Here is a 13,915-nt window from a genome sequence, read left to right as displayed (position 1 = left end):
GGGAATCAGGCGGCGCGCGCCTTCTTCAGTGCTTTGTGCAGCTCTTTCTTCGACATGTCGGAGGTGTCGAGCTTGCGCATCCGGTGGATGACCACCGGGCAGCGAACACACCGCGTCGAACTCTTGCAACACTTCTTCTTGGGCTTCAGAGAGCCCACCTTGGTCGGGTCGACCTTGCCCATACGGCGAGGTTAGCAGACCCTAACTACAACTCTTGTGGGTGCTGTGATCGCGGTCTCACCGCCCGAGCCGATAGTCTGTGACGTTGAATCCCTAGGTGATCTGCTCCCCGCGCCGGTCAGAGCCGTTCGGCTGCGAACGTTCCAGACGTTCGGCAGTGACCCGGACGCCGGCCGCCGCTGCCGGTCCCCAACCACACGAAAGAGAGCCAGTGAGCGCTGTCCCCACCTTCCGCAACGTCGCGATCGTCGCGCACGTCGACCACGGAAAGACCACACTCGTCGACGCCATGCTGCGCCAGTCCGGCGTGTTCGGCGAGCGCGCCGAGGTCGTCGACCGGGTGATGGACTCCGGTGATCTCGAACGTGAAAAGGGCATCACCATCCTCGCCAAGAACACCGCGGTCCACCGGCGCCAGCCGGACGGCACCGAGGTCGTCATCAACGTCATCGACACCCCCGGCCACGCCGACTTCGGCGGTGAGGTCGAGCGCGGCCTGTCGATGGTCGACGGCGTGGTCCTGCTCGTCGACGCCTCCGAGGGCCCGCTGCCGCAGACGCGCTTCGTGCTCCGCAAGGCGCTGGCCGCCGAGCTGCCGGTGATCGTCGTCGTGAACAAGACCGACCGTCCCGACGCCCGCATCCAGGAGGTCGTCGACGAGACGCAGGATCTGCTCCTCGACCTCGCCTCCGACCTGGACGAGGAGGCCGCGAAGGCCGCCGAGCTCGTCCTCGAGCTCCCCGTGCTCTACGCCTCGGGCCGCGCCGGTGTCTGCAGCACCGAGCAGCCGGCCGACGGCGAGATCCCGGCGGGGGAGAACCTCGACTCCTTCTTCGACGTCCTGCTCGAACACGTCCCGGCGCCCAAGGGCGACCCGGACGCCCCGCTGCAGGCACACGTCACCAACCTCGACGCCTCGGCCTTCCTCGGCCGTCTGGCGCTCGTCCGCATCCACAACGGAACCCTCCGCAAGGGCCAGCAGGTGTCCTGGTGCCGCGAGGTCGACGGTGAAGCCGTCGTCGAGCGCGCCAAGATCACCGAGCTCCTCGCCACCGTCGGAGTCGACCGGGCGCCCGCCGAGTCCGCATCGGCCGGTGACATCGTGGCCGTCGCCGGTATGCCGGAGATCATGATCGGCGACACCCTCGCCGACCTGGAGAACCCGCAGCCGCTGCCGCGCATCACCGTCGACGAGCCGGCGATCTCGGTCACCATCGGCACCAACTCGTCGCCGCTGGCGGGCCGGGTGTCGGGCCACAAACTGACCGCCCGCATGGTCAAGCAGCGTCTGGACACCGAGCTGATCGGCAACGTGTCGCTGCGCGTGCTCGACATCGGCCGGCCCGACGCCTGGGAGGTGCAGGGACGTGGCGAGCTCGCCCTGGCCATCCTCGTCGAGCAGATGCGTCGTGAGGGCTTCGAGCTGACCGTCGGCAAGCCGCAGGTCGTCACCCGCAAGGTGGACGGCAAGGTCCAGGAGCCGTTCGAGCATCTGACCGTCGACGTGCCCGAGGAGTACCTCGGCGCGGTGACCCAGTTGCTCGCCGCCCGCAAGGGCCGCATGGAGCAGATGAACAACCACGGCACCGGCTGGGTCCGGATGGAGTTCATCGTGCCCTCGCGCGGCCTCATCGGGTTCCGCACCGACTTCCTCACCGAAACCCGGGGCACCGGCATCGCCAACGCGGTGTTCCAGGGCTACGACGCCTGGGCGGGCGAGATCCGGGCCCGCCACACGGGTTCGCTCGTCAGCGACCGGTCGGGAACGGTCACCCCGTTCGCGATGATCCAGCTCGCCGACCGCGGCACCTTCTTCGTCAACCCGGGCGACGACTCGTACGAGGGCCACGTCGTGGGGATCAACCCGCGCCAGGAGGATCTCGACATCAACGTCACCCGCGAGAAGAAGCTGACCAACATGCGTCAGTCCTCGGCCGACGTGATGGAGACCCTCGCCAAGCCGATGCAACTCGACCTCGAGGGCGCCATGGAATTCTGCGCCGCCGACGAGTGTGTCGAGGTCACCCCGGAGGTCGTGCGAGTGCGTAAGGTGCACCTCGACTCGACGACGCGCGCCCGTGAGCGCTCGCGGGCCAAGTCCCGGGATGCCGCCGTCAGCTGAGTGTCGATGGCGCTCCGGCGCCGCATTACGGTGGCGGGCGCGTCCGACGGACCGAGAAGCTTCTTCGTCATGGGGGTATCCGAGGTGAATCGCGCGAGACCACGACCGGGCCGCGAGGCCGCGAACCGGGTCCGTGGGCGGTTGCTCGGCATGCTCTCGTGCAGCGTCGCCCTGCTCGTGGTGCTGACCGCCTGCATGTCGGATCCGCCGCCCCCGGTCCGCGACACCGGGCCACCGCCGACCCCGACCGAGTACCCGGTGGAGAAGACGATCTACATCGCCACCGACTCGGTCGGATCGGGCTTCAACCCGCACATCGCCGCCGACCAGAATCCGGTGACCACGGCGGTCGCGGCGATGACGCTGCCCAGCGCGTTCGCGCCGGTCCAGACCCCGGGCGGGACGGTGTGGGAACTGCAGCGCTCGTTCGTCACCTCCGCTGAGGTGACGTCGCGGGCGCCGTTCACCGTGACCTACCGCATCCACACCGACGCCCAGTGGTCCGACGGCCTGCCGGTGACGGGCGACGACTTCAACTTCCTGTGGCAGCAGATGTCCCGGCAGCCCAACGTCGTGGCACCGGCCGGCTACCGGCTCATCGACTCGGTGCAGTCCCGGGAGGGCGGCAAGGTCGTCGAGGTGCGGTTCGAGTCGCCGTACCCCGCGTGGCGAGAGCTGTTCACCGGATTGCTGCCCAGTCACGTGCTCAAGGGTGCGCCGGCCGGCTTCCAGACCGGGATGGACACCGGCAAGCCGGTTTCGGCCGGGCCCTACGCGATCGTGGGGATCGACAAGACCCGCGACGAGGTCCGCCTCGCCCGCAACGACCGGTATTGGGTCACCCCGCCCCGGTTGGATCAGATCGTCCTCCGCCGCGCCGGCACATCGGCCCAGATGCTCGACTCCGTACGATCCGGCGACTCGGCCATCGTGGCCCTCGGCGCCTCGCCGGCCACCGACGCGGAACTGACCGCGCTGCCCGGTCTCGAGACCGCCCGCAGCCTGACGTCGCGGTCACTCGGTGTCAGCGTGAACGCCCGCACCGACGCGATGAGCTCGGTGGAGGTCCGGCGCGCGATCCTCGGGTTGGTCGATCCGCGACTGACCACCTTCGCCGGTGCCGGCGACTGGGTCGTCGAACCGTTCGCGAACACCGTCTTCGCGCCGTCGGATCCGGGCTATTCACCGGTCGACCGCCCGCGCCTCGGGGCGGCCGAGGTCGACGCCCTGCTCGGCGCTGCCGGTTACCGCCGCGCCGCGCCCGAGCCCGTCGGCTCGGCATCCCCGGTGCCGTCGGCGTCGTCGTCGGAGCCCTCCTCGGTGTCGCCGTCGTCCCCGTCCGGGTCCACGCCCGCGTCCGAGGCGCCGTCCGCCGGCGGGTCGGCGACGCCCGGGGTGAGCGAGACCCCGACCGAGGGTCTGGTCGAGGTACCGGAACTGCCCGAGGGAATCCTGCCGTTCCAGCGCGACGGGCAGGACCTCATCGTCCGTGTCGGTGCGGTCGCCGGCGATCCGCGGACCACGTCGGCCGCGTCGAGCATCGTCGACCAGCTCCGAGGTGCAGGGGTGCGCGCTCAGGTCGTGACGCTGCCCAACAGCGAGCTGTACGGGTCGGCGCTCACCAACCAGCGCGTCGACCTGGTCGTCGGGTGGTCGGGGCTCGGCGTGCCGCCGGCGTCGTCGCTCGCGTCGCAGGTCGACTGCAACCAGCCCAAGCCCGGTACCGAACCGTCGCCCGCGACGCCGCCGACGCCCACCAGCATCGCGCCGAGCGGTGGCGATCCCGGGGACAGCTATGCCAGCAACGTGTCCGGGTTGTGTGACCCGCGGCTCATCGAGCTCGCGCGCACCGCACTCTCCGAGGACGACCCGATCCCGACGCTGAACGAGGCCGAGCCGCTCCTCGCCGCGCAGGCGATCTACCGGCCGCTGTACCAGGACTCGATGGTCGTGGGCACCACGTCCGCGGTGCGCGACGTCCCGCTCACCGGACCCATCCAGGTCTCGATCTTCGGGACCGCGGTCAATTGGGAGCTGACGTGACCGGTGTTCCGGCGGATCGCCGGCTGCTGCTCGTCCACGCTCATCCCGACGACGAGACGATCATGACCGGCGGCACCATCGCCCGGTACCTCGCCGAGGGCGTCGACGTGCGGGTGCTGACCTTCACGCTCGGGGAGGAGGGCGAGGTGATCGGCGACGAGTGGGCCCAGCTGGTCGCCGACGGCGGCGCCGACCAGCTCGGCGGGTTCCGGGTACTCGAACTCACGCGGGCACTGGCCGAGCTCAGTCCCGCCGGCCGTCCCGCGTTGCGGCCGCGATTCCTCGGCGGTGCGGGCCGATGGCGGGACTCCGGGATGGCCGGCGCCCCGTCCGCGAACCACCCGCGCGCACTCGTGCGGGCACCGTTCGACGAGCCCGTCGAGGCGTTGGTCGACGTGCTCACCGACTTCGCACCCCAGGTGGTCGTCAGTTACGACGCCTCGGGTACGTACGGCCATCCCGATCACAAACTGGTGCACGAGGTCACGACGGCCGCGGTCGCCCGCGCCCGGGAAGTCGGTCCGGGCCCGGACAAGATCTACGAATCGGTGACCGAACGCAGCGCACTGGACTCCGGGCTCGCCGGTGTCGCCGCGGTACCCGACGGCTGGCGGATGCCCCGCGACGGTGAGCTGCCGAGCTATCCCGACGCCGACATCACCACCGAGATCGACATCAGCGCGTACCTCCCACGAAAGGTGGCCGCCCTGGCCGCCCACGCCACACAGGTGACCGTCGCGGCGTCCGGAACCGAATACGCGCTGTCGAACAGCATCCTGCAGCCGATCGCCCGCGCCGAGCATTTCATCCTCACCGAACCAGAGCGTCACGAGTCCCTCGGTGCCACGGACACGCGCGAGTCGGACCTGTTCGCCGGGATCGACTGACTCGATGGCCCGCTTTGTTCGGCCCGTATCGGGTTTCGTCGTCGACCGGCTGCTCCTGGGATTCCTCGTCGTCGACGGGTTCGCGATCGGGCTCGTGAGTGTTGCGTTCACCTATCAGCGCTTCGGCGGCGTCGCCGTGCCTGTCGCGGCACTTGCCGCCGGCGTGGTCAATGCGGCCCTGCTCTGGCTCGCGGCCGGCCTCACCGCGACCCCGTGGCGGTACGGGCCACTTGCCGCGTGGGGGCTCGTCGTCGTGATCGCCGGCGGGCTCCCCGGCCCGGGCGGGGACGTCGTGCTCTCGATCAGCAGTGGTTACCTCGTACAGACCTTGTTGCTCGTCGTCCTCGGTGTCGGGCCGTGCGCCGCGCTGGGCTGGACGGGGCGGCTGCCCGAACCCGACTGACCACCGCTCCGCAGGGGCGCTCCGCGTTGTGCCGCGACGGGCGGCGTTAGAGTGAGAGACATGCTTCTGCGCGCGTGGGCCGAAGACATCATGGCCCCGATCGAGCGCGTCACGGCCGCACTGAGCCGTGTCCGTGACGACCCGACTCTCGGGGCCGACGCCCTCGACGATGACGGCTGGGTCGCCCTCCTGGGTGCCTCGGGTGCGCAGCTCGACGAATTGTGCGATCTGGCCGACACCGTGCGTCGGCAGGTGACCGACCCGGAGGTGTTGACCTTCGTGGTCAACCGCAACCTCGACACCGGGATCGTCAGCCGACTCGGACCCGACGACCCGGGTCTCGACGAACTGGTCGCCGAGGCGGTCGCACTCGGCGCGACCGAGATCTGCATGCAGGGGCTCCTGCCCGCCGAACTGCCGGCCGACGACTACGTCCGGCTCGTGGAGGACATCACGGGTGCCGCCGACGGGCTCCACCTGCACGCCTATCGGGCCCCGGAGATCGTCGACGGCGCCGAGCGTGCCGGGATCACGATCGTCGAACACCTCGAGCGGCTGCGGTCGGCGGGCCTGGGGTCGGTGCCGGGGACCGCCGCCCAGATCCTCGACGACACCGTTCGCGCGACACTCTCACCCACCGGCACGGCGCCGCCGGTCGGCAGCTGGGTCGACGTCATCGAGACCGCCCACCGCGTGGGTCTCTTCTCCACCGCGACGATGCTCTACGGGCACGTCGAGACGCCCGCACACCAGATCGCCCATCTTCGACTGCTACTCGAGATCCAGCGTCGCACGGGCGGTTTCAGCGAACTCATCCTGATGCCACTGCTTCCCGAGAACGTGCCGCCCCACCTGGCGGACACCGCCTCGCGGACCGCGTCGGAGCGGGAGACCCGCGCGTTGCACGCCGTCGCCCGCCTCATGACCGCAGGCCTCCTCGACCATCTGCAGGTGGCGTGGACCAAACTGCCCGCGGCCACCGTCGATCTGGTGTTGCGCGGCGGGGCAGATGATCTGGGTGGGCTGTTGCTCGACGGCACCCTGATGCCGGGCGCGGGACCGGAGTCAGGTCGTGTCCTCGACGCCGCGGCTGTCGTCGACATCGCGGCGCGAGCCGGACGCAGGCCGCGCCAGCGCACCACCCGCTACGGGGTGCCGGAGCCCGACAGGCAACTCCCGCTGCCACAGGTGTCCGCGTGAGCCGGAGCATGTCTTCCGGGCGGGCGGCCGGAGCGCAGCAGCGCGCGCTGACGATGGACGACGTGGATGTCGCCATCATCGGCGCGGGCTTCGCCGGGCTCGGGATGGCGACGCAGCTCGCACGCCGCGGGCGGGAGTCCTTCGTCGTGCTCGAACGCGCCGACGGCGTGGGGGGCACGTGGCGGGACAACACCTATCCCGGCATCGCCTGCGACATCCCCGCCCATCTGTACTCGTTCTCGTTCCGGCCGCCGGCCGACTGGTCGGCGCGGTTCCCTCGTGGCGCCGAGATCCGCAGCTATCTCGAACAGATCGTCGTCGACGAACGACTCGCCGACCGCATCGAACTCAATCGCGAACTTTGCGAAGCGGTCTGGGACGAGCAGGGGGCGCACTGGGTGATCACGGCGGCGGCGCCGGACGGCCGGGCCGTCACCTTCCGCGCTCGCTCGCTGGTGCTGGCGGTCGGACGGTTGTCGGAGGCGCGCATCCCCGACATCGACGGACTCGACACCTTCCCGGGACAGGTCGTCCACACGGCCGCCTGGCACGACGACGTCAACGTTACGGGTGCGCGGGTCGGGGTCGTCGGAACCGGCGCGTCGGCGGTGCAGCTCATCCCGCACCTCGCCGACGCCGCGGACGATCTCGTCGTGTTCTGCCGCACGCCACCGTATGTCGTGCCGCGCGCGGACCGGCTCTACACCGACGACGAACGCGCTGCCATGCTCGACCCCGTCGTCGCGGCGGAGGTGCGCGACCGACTGCTCACCGAAGCCGACGGGGCGTTCCGGCAGCGGCTCGGGTTGCATCCGGACATCGACGAGATCCGTTCCCGTGCACGGGATCACCTCCACGGGCAGGTGGCCGATGCCGACCTCCGTGAACAACTGACCCCCGACTACGAGATCGGTTGCAAGAGAATCCTGCTCAGCGACGACTTCTATCCGGCACTGCAGCGGTCCAATGTGGTGTTCGAGTCGAGTGCACTGACGTCGGTCGCCGAGACCAAGGCCACCGCGCACAGTGGTCACACCTACGATCTCGACGTCCTGGTGATGGCAACCGGTTTCGAATCCGCACGCCCGCCCGCGGCATCGCGAATCACCGGTCGTGCCGGTCGGCGGCTGTCCGACCACTGGTCGGCGGGCATGACGTCTTACGCCTCGACCGTGGTCAGCGGATTCCCGAACATGTTCGTCCTCGACGGGCCCAACGCGGCGCTCGGCCACAACTCGGCGATCTACATGATCGAGACACAACTCGACTACGTCCTGGGCGCGCTGGAGTACATGGCCGGCAACGGAATCACGACTCTGGCGGTCTCGCCTGCCGCCGAAGACGAATACACGCGGGAGATCGACGCTCGCAGCGAGTCGACGGTGTGGCTGACCGGTTGTGAGAGTTGGTATGTCGACCCCGACAGCGGTCGCCTGACCCTGTTGTGGCCGGGCACCGCGGCGTCGTTCCGCGAACGCAACGGCACCTTCGACCCCGAACCGTACGAACCCCGTCCCGACGTCGGCACCGGAACACCTGAGGAGGGTGAGGAATGACCGAGAAGTTGACCGTCCGCGCGGCCCTGGACGCCGCGCGCGACCGGGCGCCGATCGGTCTCGACGAGGCCGTGACGCTCCTGTCCTGCGCAGGAGACGACCTGGTCGAACTGCAATCGATCGCCAGGGCGCTCCGAGACGAGGGGCTGGCCGCGGTCGGCCGGTCGCGGCAGGTCACCTACTCCCGCAAGGTGTTCATCCCGCTGACGCGCCTGTGCCGCGACCGGTGTCACTACTGCACCTTCGTCACGGTCCCCGGAAAACTCGCCCGCGCGGGGGAGGGGCTCTATCTGGAACTCGACGAGGTCGTCGACCTCGCGCGCCGCGGTGCCGAACTCGGCTGCAAGGAGGCGCTTTTCACGCTGGGTGACCGCCCCGAGGACAGGTGGCCGCAGGCCGGCGAATGGCTGGCCGAACGGGGTTACTCCTCGACGCTGGACTACGTTCGTGCCGCCGCGGTCGCCGTCTTGTCGGAGACGGGTCTGCTGCCGCACCTCAATCCCGGGGTGATGAGCCTCGAGGAACTGCTCCGCCTGCGCCCGGTCGCACCGTCGATGGGCATGATGCTGGAGACGACGTCGCGTCGCCTGTTCACCGAGAAAGGCCAGGCGCACTACGGAAGTCCCGACAAGGACCCGCTGGTCCGCATGCAGGTGCTGCGCGATGCGGGCACCGCTCGCGTCCCGTTCACCACCGGGATTCTGGTCGGGATCGGCGAATCACTCACCGAGCGGGCCGAATCACTGCTGGCCCTCGCCGATGTGCACGCCCGAGGCGGGCACATCCAGGAGGTGATCGTGCAGAACTTCCGGGCGAAGCCGGACACCGCGATGCGCTCGACCCCCGACGCCGAGATGACCGAGTTCCTCGCCGCCGTCGCGGTCGCCCGGGTTGTCCTCGGCCCACACATGCGGATTCAGGCGCCGCCAAATCTGGTGTCACCCGCGGAATGTGCCGCGCTGATCGCGTCCGGCGTCGACGACTGGGGTGGGGTGTCGCCGCTGACTCCCGATCACGTCAACCCGGAACGCCCGTGGCCTCACCTCGACGCCCTGGCCGCCCGCACCGCGGAGTCGGATTTCGTTCTCACCGAACGCATCACCGCGCAGCCACCCTATGTGCTGAACGGTGCCGACTGGATCGACCCGGCACTGACCCAGCACGTCGCCGCGCTCGCCGACCCGGTGACCGGCCTCGCCGTCGACACCCGCCCGGCCCCGCGTCCCTGGCCGGCGGTTGCCTGAGGGAAGCACCTGTCGTCGGGTGCGTGGCAGTCAGCCGAGAACGGGTGCGAGCGCTTCGTATCCGCCGACGACGTCGGTGGCGCGATGTAATCCGAGATCCTGCAGGGCCGCGGCGGCCAGGCTCGACGTATAACCCTGGGAGCACAGGATGATCCAGCGGACGTCATGGTCGACGGCCTGGTCGATGCGGGCGTCGCTCGCCGGGTCGCATCGCCATTCGAGGACATTCCGTTCGATGACGAGGGCTCCGGGGGCCTCGCCCTCCTCCGCGCGCTGCGCCGCGGGACGGATGTCGACCAGGACCGCCCCGCCGGCGAGCTCGGCGGGGACGTCGGCGGCCTCGACCCGCGCGATCCGCGACCGTGCGTCGGCGAGTACGTCGTCGATGGTGCGGGAAGTGCTCATTCGGGCTGGTCGGTGAGAACGGTCCGGTTGCGGCGCAGGTGGCCGCCCTCGGAGATGTCGTAGTAGGACATCGCGGTCAGCGGCGGTGAGTAGGCGTGCACGCTGAGCGTCGGGGTCACCTGCGGGCTGGTCTCCGCACCGATCTCCGGCGCGGCGACGACCGGGTTCCGCACGACGTCGTGCACCCACCCGAGAGGGAAGGCGGCCTGGTCGCCGGCGTCGAGGATGCGCACCGCCAGATCGTCTCCCGTCCAGTGGTACTCGCGCAAGCTGCCCGACAACACCGTCAGGGCTCCGAGCGAACCGGCGTGGTCGTGCAGTTCGGTGGCCTCGCCCGGCGTCCAGCTGATCAGCCACACGTCGACGTCGTCGTCGGCGTGCAGGCGCGTCGACCAGCGATGCCGTTCGTCCCAGACCTCCGGGAGCAGGTCGTCGTGGCGACCGTCGAGGACGTCTGCGACGCCCTGGTCGGTGATGCGGAGGAGGTCGGCGGGCCGGAGCCGCGTCGGCAGGTGACCAAGGGCGCGCGGGGCCGCGGTACCCGGACGCTCGCGCAGGGGCGAAGACGTCCGAGCACGATTCCGGGCGGAGGAAAGAGACGATAACGCGGACTGAGGCGCCCGTTCGGTGCGGGCGAGGGTGGAGGTCATGGCGAATCCTTGCGAGAGTCGAAGAGGATGTGGTGAGGCCGATCGGTTCAGCAACAGCACATCGACATCGACCGCGCGGTGGGTCGGTGCGGCACCCGGGCACACGCGCCCGCGGGTCGGTGTCCGGTGAGGACGGATTCGTCGACGACGATCATGCGCCCGACTCTGCACGCGGATCGTCGCGGCGTCGAGGTTTGGCGGCACGCTGAACGAAACCCGGAGCGGCGTCTCGCGGTCGGCGATGTGATCCTCGTTACTCAAACCCGGATTCGGGCACCTCTGGACGGGGGTCGATTTCGTCGCAGCGTCTCCCGGGGCGGATACTGTGGGGTGCGGTTCGACCAGCCCTCGGGCCGCACCGGCGCCGACGCCGGAGTGCCGTTCGACGCCGAACTGCGTTTCTCGTCGCGCCGACCCGGATCTTCCCTAGCGAAGGAGTGAGTGGTGACCTACATCATCGCGGAGCCTTGCGTCGACGTGTTGGACAAGGCTTGCGTGGAGGAGTGCCCCGTCGACTGCATCTACGAGGGTGGACGCATGCTCTACATCCAGCCGGATGAGTGCGTCGACTGTGGTGCGTGTGAGCCGGTGTGCCCGGTCGAGGCGATCTTCTACGAGGATGATGTTCCCGACGAATGGGAGCCCTACGTCAGCGCGAACGCCGACTTCTTCGACGACCTCGGCTCCCCGGGCGGCGCCAGCAAGGTCGGCAAGACCGAGGCCGATCCGGCGTTCATCAAGGGTCTCCCGCCGATGAACGAAGAGGACTGACCGCCTCCGCATGAGCAGTCCTGTCTCCCGCACGGCTGCGCCCCTGCGCGTCTCCTCGACCCGCGTCAGCGGGCGTCTGCCCGACTTCCCGTGGGACACGATCGCCGATGCGAAGGCGACGGCTCAGGCCCACGCCGACGGCATCGTCGACCTGTCGGTCGGGACGCCCGTCGACCCGGTGCCCGCACTCATCCGCGACGCACTCGCCGAGGACTCGGCGTTCCCGGGCTACCCGACGACGATCGGGACCCGCGAGTTGCGGGAGGCGGCCGCGGAGTCGCTGATCCGACGCCACGGGGTCACGTCGCTCGACGAGACGGGAATCCTGCCGGTCATCGGTACCAAGGAGGCGATCGCCGGCCTGGCCTCGACCTTCGGGCTCGGACCCGGCGACGACGTGGTCATCCCCGAGGTCGCCTACCCGACCTATGAGGTGAGCGCCCTGCTCGCCGGTGCGCGGGCGGTGCGGGCGGATTCGACCGTCGCGCTGGGACCGATGAACCCGGCGCTGATGTTCATCAACTCGCCGTCGAATCCGACCGGCAAGGTCCTCGGCCTCGATCATCTCCGCAAAGTCGTGGGATGGGCGCGCGAGCGGGGGACCGTCGTCGTGTCCGACGAGTGTTATCTCGGTCTGAGTTGGGAGGGCGAGCCGCTGTCGATCCTCGACCCGAGGGTCTGCGACGGCGACCACACCGGACTGCTCGCGGTCCACTCACTGTCCAAGATCTCGAACCTGGCGTCGTATCGCGCCGGATTCTTCGCCGGCGACCCCGAACTGATCGCCGAATTGCTCGCAGTCCGCAAGCATGCCGGACTCATCGTGCCGTTCCCCGTCCAGGGAGCGATGACCGCCGCACTGGCCGACGACGCACACGTCGATGAGCAGCGCGAGCGCTATGCCGCGCGGCGTCGGCTGCTCAAAGCGGCTGTCGAGGGTGCGGGCTTCCGGGTCGACCACTCCGAGGCGGGCCTGTACCTCTGGGCCACCCGGGACGAACCGTGCCGGGAGACCGTCGCCTGGCTCGCCGACCGCGGAATCCTCTGTGCTCCAGGCGATTTCTACGGTCCGGCGGGTGAGCGCCACGTTCGTATGGCGCTCACCGCCACCGATGAGCGGATCAATGCGGCCGTCGCTCGACTGGCCGCCTGACACCGGCCCTGCTCAGCCGCGGCCGCTCTTCTGTTGCAGACGGTCGATCTCCTCGGACGCCTCGGCCTTCGTGAGGTCGGCCGAGAGGGTCTCGCCGGCCTCCCGTGCGAGGGTGTCGAGATAGCTCCGCTGCGCGCCGGTCATCGGCTCGTCGCCGGTCACCCAGTCGTCCGGGTCCTTCTCGGTGGAGTTTCCGGCGCCCGCGCCGAGGACGTCGTCGGTATCGTTCGTCGAACGATTGTTCGATGTGCTCATGTGCCCACCATACGTCGGGATGGGAGATCCGGCCAGTGAGCCAGGGCGTCAGTCGTTCTTGTGCAGCGCCTCGTTGAGGGCGATGCCGTCGCCCTTCCACGGCACGACCTCGACCGCGCCGGTCAGGCTGTTGCGACGGAAGAGCAGATTGGACTGGCCGGACAGGTCGCGCGCCTTGATCTGCGTGCCGTCGGGTCCGGTGACCTTGGTGCCGGCGGTGACGTAGAGGCCGGCCTCGATGACGCAGTCGTCACCCAGCGGGATGCCGCAGCCGGAGTTCGCGCCGAGGAGGCAGCGTTTGCCCAGCGCGATGATCTTCTTGCCGCCGCCCGACAGGGTGCCCATCGTCGAGGCGCCGCCGCCGATGTCGGAGCCGTCGCCGACGACGACGCCCGCGGAGATGCGACCCTCCACCATCGACGACCCGAGGGTGCCGGCGTTGAAGTTGACGAAGCCCTCGTGCATCACGGTGGTGCCGGCCGCGAGATGCGCGCCGAGGCGGATGCGGTCGGCGTCGCCGATCCGTACGCCGCCGGGCACCACGTAGTCGACCATGCGCGGGAACTTGTCGATCGAGTAGACGGTGACCGGTCCGCGGGCGCGCAGCTTCGCCCGTACCGACTCGAAGTTGTCGACCGCACACGGGCCGTGATTGGTCCACACCACGTTGGTGAGCATCCCGAAGATGCCCTCGAGGTTGGCGCCGTGCGGGGTGATGAGGCGATGCGACAGCAGGTGGAGTCGGAGGTAGACGTCGTAGGCGTCGATGGGTGCGGCGGAGATGTCGGCGATGCCGGTGCGGACCGCGACGGTCTTGACCCCGCGGGCCTCGTCGACGCCCACCAGCTCACGGAGGTGGGCCGGTGTCGACTCGTCGTCGAGGATCACGGTCTCCGCGGTCTCGACCCCGTCGAGTTCGGGTTCGGGGAACCAGACGTCGAGGACGACGCCGGGAGTCGAACCCCCGTCGATCACGGTCGCGATGCCAGTTGCGTGTGCGCCAGTAGATGTCACGACAGGTGAGTCTAGGTGATCGACACCGGCGC

General features: G+C 69.6%; 14 protein-coding genes. 9 read left to right on the top strand and 5 right to left on the bottom strand.

Annotated features, from left to right (window positions below):
• Positions 1 to 5: 5 nt before the first annotated feature.
• The gene (locus tag LEL84_RS07530) at positions 6 to 182 is read right to left on the bottom strand and encodes a hypothetical protein (RefSeq protein WP_091344396.1); all 177 of its coding nucleotides are present in this window, start codon (positions 180 to 182) and stop codon (positions 6 to 8) included.
• A 209-nt stretch (positions 183 to 391) separates the two neighbouring features.
• On the opposite strand from LEL84_RS07530, the gene typA reads away from it, so the two are divergent.
• The 7 genes from typA to cofG all read left to right on the top strand — a co-directional run bounded on the left by typA (position 392) and on the right by cofG (position 9,635).
• Entirely contained in the window at positions 392 to 2,302 is a 1,911-nt protein-coding gene (gene typA, locus LEL84_RS07525) for a translational GTPase TypA (RefSeq protein ID WP_058252521.1), read from the top strand.
• Positions 2,303 to 2,371: 69 nt separating this feature from the next.
• Positions 2,372 to 4,345: an ABC transporter family substrate-binding protein gene (locus LEL84_RS07520; RefSeq protein ID WP_226513703.1), complete on the top strand. Its 1,974-nt coding sequence runs from the start codon at positions 2,372 to 2,374 to the stop codon at positions 4,343 to 4,345.
• Positions 4,342 to 5,232: an N-acetyl-1-D-myo-inositol-2-amino-2-deoxy-alpha-D-glucopyranoside deacetylase gene (gene mshB, locus LEL84_RS07515; protein ID WP_065632631.1), complete on the top strand. Its 891-nt coding sequence runs from the start codon at positions 4,342 to 4,344 to the stop codon at positions 5,230 to 5,232. The genes LEL84_RS07520 and mshB overlap by 4 nt, the downstream gene beginning before the upstream one ends.
• 4 nt (positions 5,233 to 5,236) lie before the next feature.
• Complete coding sequence (locus tag LEL84_RS07510) at positions 5,237 to 5,635, top strand: facilitated glucose transporter (RefSeq protein ID WP_226513702.1); 399 nt, start codon at positions 5,237 to 5,239, stop codon at positions 5,633 to 5,635.
• Between the two features lie 60 nt (positions 5,636 to 5,695).
• Positions 5,696 to 6,835, top strand: a complete 1,140-nt coding sequence (locus LEL84_RS07505; protein ID WP_226513701.1) for an FO synthase — start codon at positions 5,696 to 5,698, stop codon at positions 6,833 to 6,835.
• A gap of 53 nt (positions 6,836 to 6,888) precedes the next feature.
• Positions 6,889 to 8,391, top strand: coding sequence for a flavin-containing monooxygenase (locus LEL84_RS07500; RefSeq protein ID WP_226514262.1), 1,503 nt, complete (start codon positions 6,889 to 6,891; stop codon positions 8,389 to 8,391).
• Positions 8,388 to 9,635 carry a 7,8-didemethyl-8-hydroxy-5-deazariboflavin synthase CofG gene (gene cofG / locus LEL84_RS07495; RefSeq protein ID WP_226513700.1) on the top strand — a complete coding sequence of 416 codons (1,248 nt, stop codon included), beginning with the start codon at positions 8,388 to 8,390 and terminating at the stop codon, positions 9,633 to 9,635. The genes LEL84_RS07500 and cofG overlap by 4 nt, the downstream gene beginning before the upstream one ends.
• A 30-nt stretch (positions 9,636 to 9,665) precedes the next feature.
• Here cofG and LEL84_RS07490 read toward each other — a convergent pair whose 3' ends face one another.
• Complete coding sequence (locus LEL84_RS07490) at positions 9,666 to 10,040, bottom strand: rhodanese-like domain-containing protein (protein ID WP_226513699.1); 375 nt, start codon at positions 10,038 to 10,040, stop codon at positions 9,666 to 9,668.
• Positions 10,037 to 10,690, bottom strand: a complete 654-nt coding sequence (locus LEL84_RS07485; protein WP_226513698.1) for a cysteine dioxygenase — start codon at positions 10,688 to 10,690, stop codon at positions 10,037 to 10,039. The genes LEL84_RS07490 and LEL84_RS07485 overlap by 4 nt, the downstream gene beginning before the upstream one ends.
• 441 nt (positions 10,691 to 11,131) lie before the next feature.
• Between LEL84_RS07485 and fdxA the strand changes: the two genes are divergently transcribed.
• Together fdxA and dapC are read left to right on the top strand one after the other, a co-directional pair.
• Positions 11,132 to 11,461: a ferredoxin gene (fdxA, locus tag LEL84_RS07480; protein WP_058252527.1), complete on the top strand. Its 330-nt coding sequence runs from the start codon at positions 11,132 to 11,134 to the stop codon at positions 11,459 to 11,461.
• 10 nt (positions 11,462 to 11,471) lie between these two features.
• Positions 11,472 to 12,614: a succinyldiaminopimelate transaminase gene (gene dapC, locus LEL84_RS07475; protein WP_226513697.1), complete on the top strand. Its 1,143-nt coding sequence runs from the start codon at positions 11,472 to 11,474 to the stop codon at positions 12,612 to 12,614.
• 12 nt (positions 12,615 to 12,626) lie between these two features.
• On the opposite strand, the gene LEL84_RS07470 is transcribed toward dapC, so the two are convergent.
• Positions 12,627 to 12,869, bottom strand: a complete 243-nt coding sequence (locus LEL84_RS07470; RefSeq protein WP_065632638.1) for a DUF3072 domain-containing protein — start codon at positions 12,867 to 12,869, stop codon at positions 12,627 to 12,629.
• A gap of 48 nt (positions 12,870 to 12,917) precedes the next feature.
• Positions 12,918 to 13,883 carry a 2,3,4,5-tetrahydropyridine-2,6-dicarboxylate N-succinyltransferase gene (dapD, locus tag LEL84_RS07465; protein WP_083207513.1) on the bottom strand — a complete coding sequence of 322 codons (966 nt, stop codon included), beginning with the start codon at positions 13,881 to 13,883 and terminating at the stop codon, positions 12,918 to 12,920.
• Positions 13,884 to 13,915 lie beyond the last annotated feature (32 nt).

This window comes from Gordonia sp. WA4-43 (assembly GCF_020520305.1).
Lineage (GTDB): Bacteria > Actinomycetota > Actinomycetes > Mycobacteriales > Mycobacteriaceae > Gordonia > Gordonia hongkongensis.
Note: the sequence above shows the minus strand (reverse complement) of the source record. Positions and strands in the feature narration are given on the sequence as shown.

Excerpts from the sequence above, each read along its gene's own strand:
- LEL84_RS07530 (WP_091344396.1), bottom strand. The coding sequence starts at position 182 with ATGGGCAAGGTCGACCCGACCAAGGTGGGCTCTCTGAAGCCCAAGAAG.
- LEL84_RS07520 (WP_226513703.1), top strand. The coding sequence starts at position 2,372 with ATGGGGGTATCCGAGGTGAATCGCGCGAGACCACGACCGGGCCGCGAG.
- LEL84_RS07510 (WP_226513702.1), top strand. The coding sequence starts at position 5,237 with ATGGCCCGCTTTGTTCGGCCCGTATCGGGTTTCGTCGTCGACCGGCTG.
- LEL84_RS07505 (WP_226513701.1), top strand. The coding sequence starts at position 5,696 with ATGCTTCTGCGCGCGTGGGCCGAAGACATCATGGCCCCGATCGAGCGC.
- LEL84_RS07500 (WP_226514262.1), top strand. The coding sequence starts at position 6,889 with ATGGACGACGTGGATGTCGCCATCATCGGCGCGGGCTTCGCCGGGCTC.
- cofG (WP_226513700.1), top strand. The coding sequence starts at position 8,388 with ATGACCGAGAAGTTGACCGTCCGCGCGGCCCTGGACGCCGCGCGCGAC.
- LEL84_RS07490 (WP_226513699.1), bottom strand. The coding sequence starts at position 10,040 with ATGAGCACTTCCCGCACCATCGACGACGTACTCGCCGACGCACGGTCG.
- LEL84_RS07485 (WP_226513698.1), bottom strand. The coding sequence starts at position 10,690 with ATGACCTCCACCCTCGCCCGCACCGAACGGGCGCCTCAGTCCGCGTTA.
- dapC (WP_226513697.1), top strand. The coding sequence starts at position 11,472 with ATGAGCAGTCCTGTCTCCCGCACGGCTGCGCCCCTGCGCGTCTCCTCG.
- LEL84_RS07470 (WP_065632638.1), bottom strand. The coding sequence starts at position 12,869 with ATGAGCACATCGAACAATCGTTCGACGAACGATACCGACGACGTCCTC.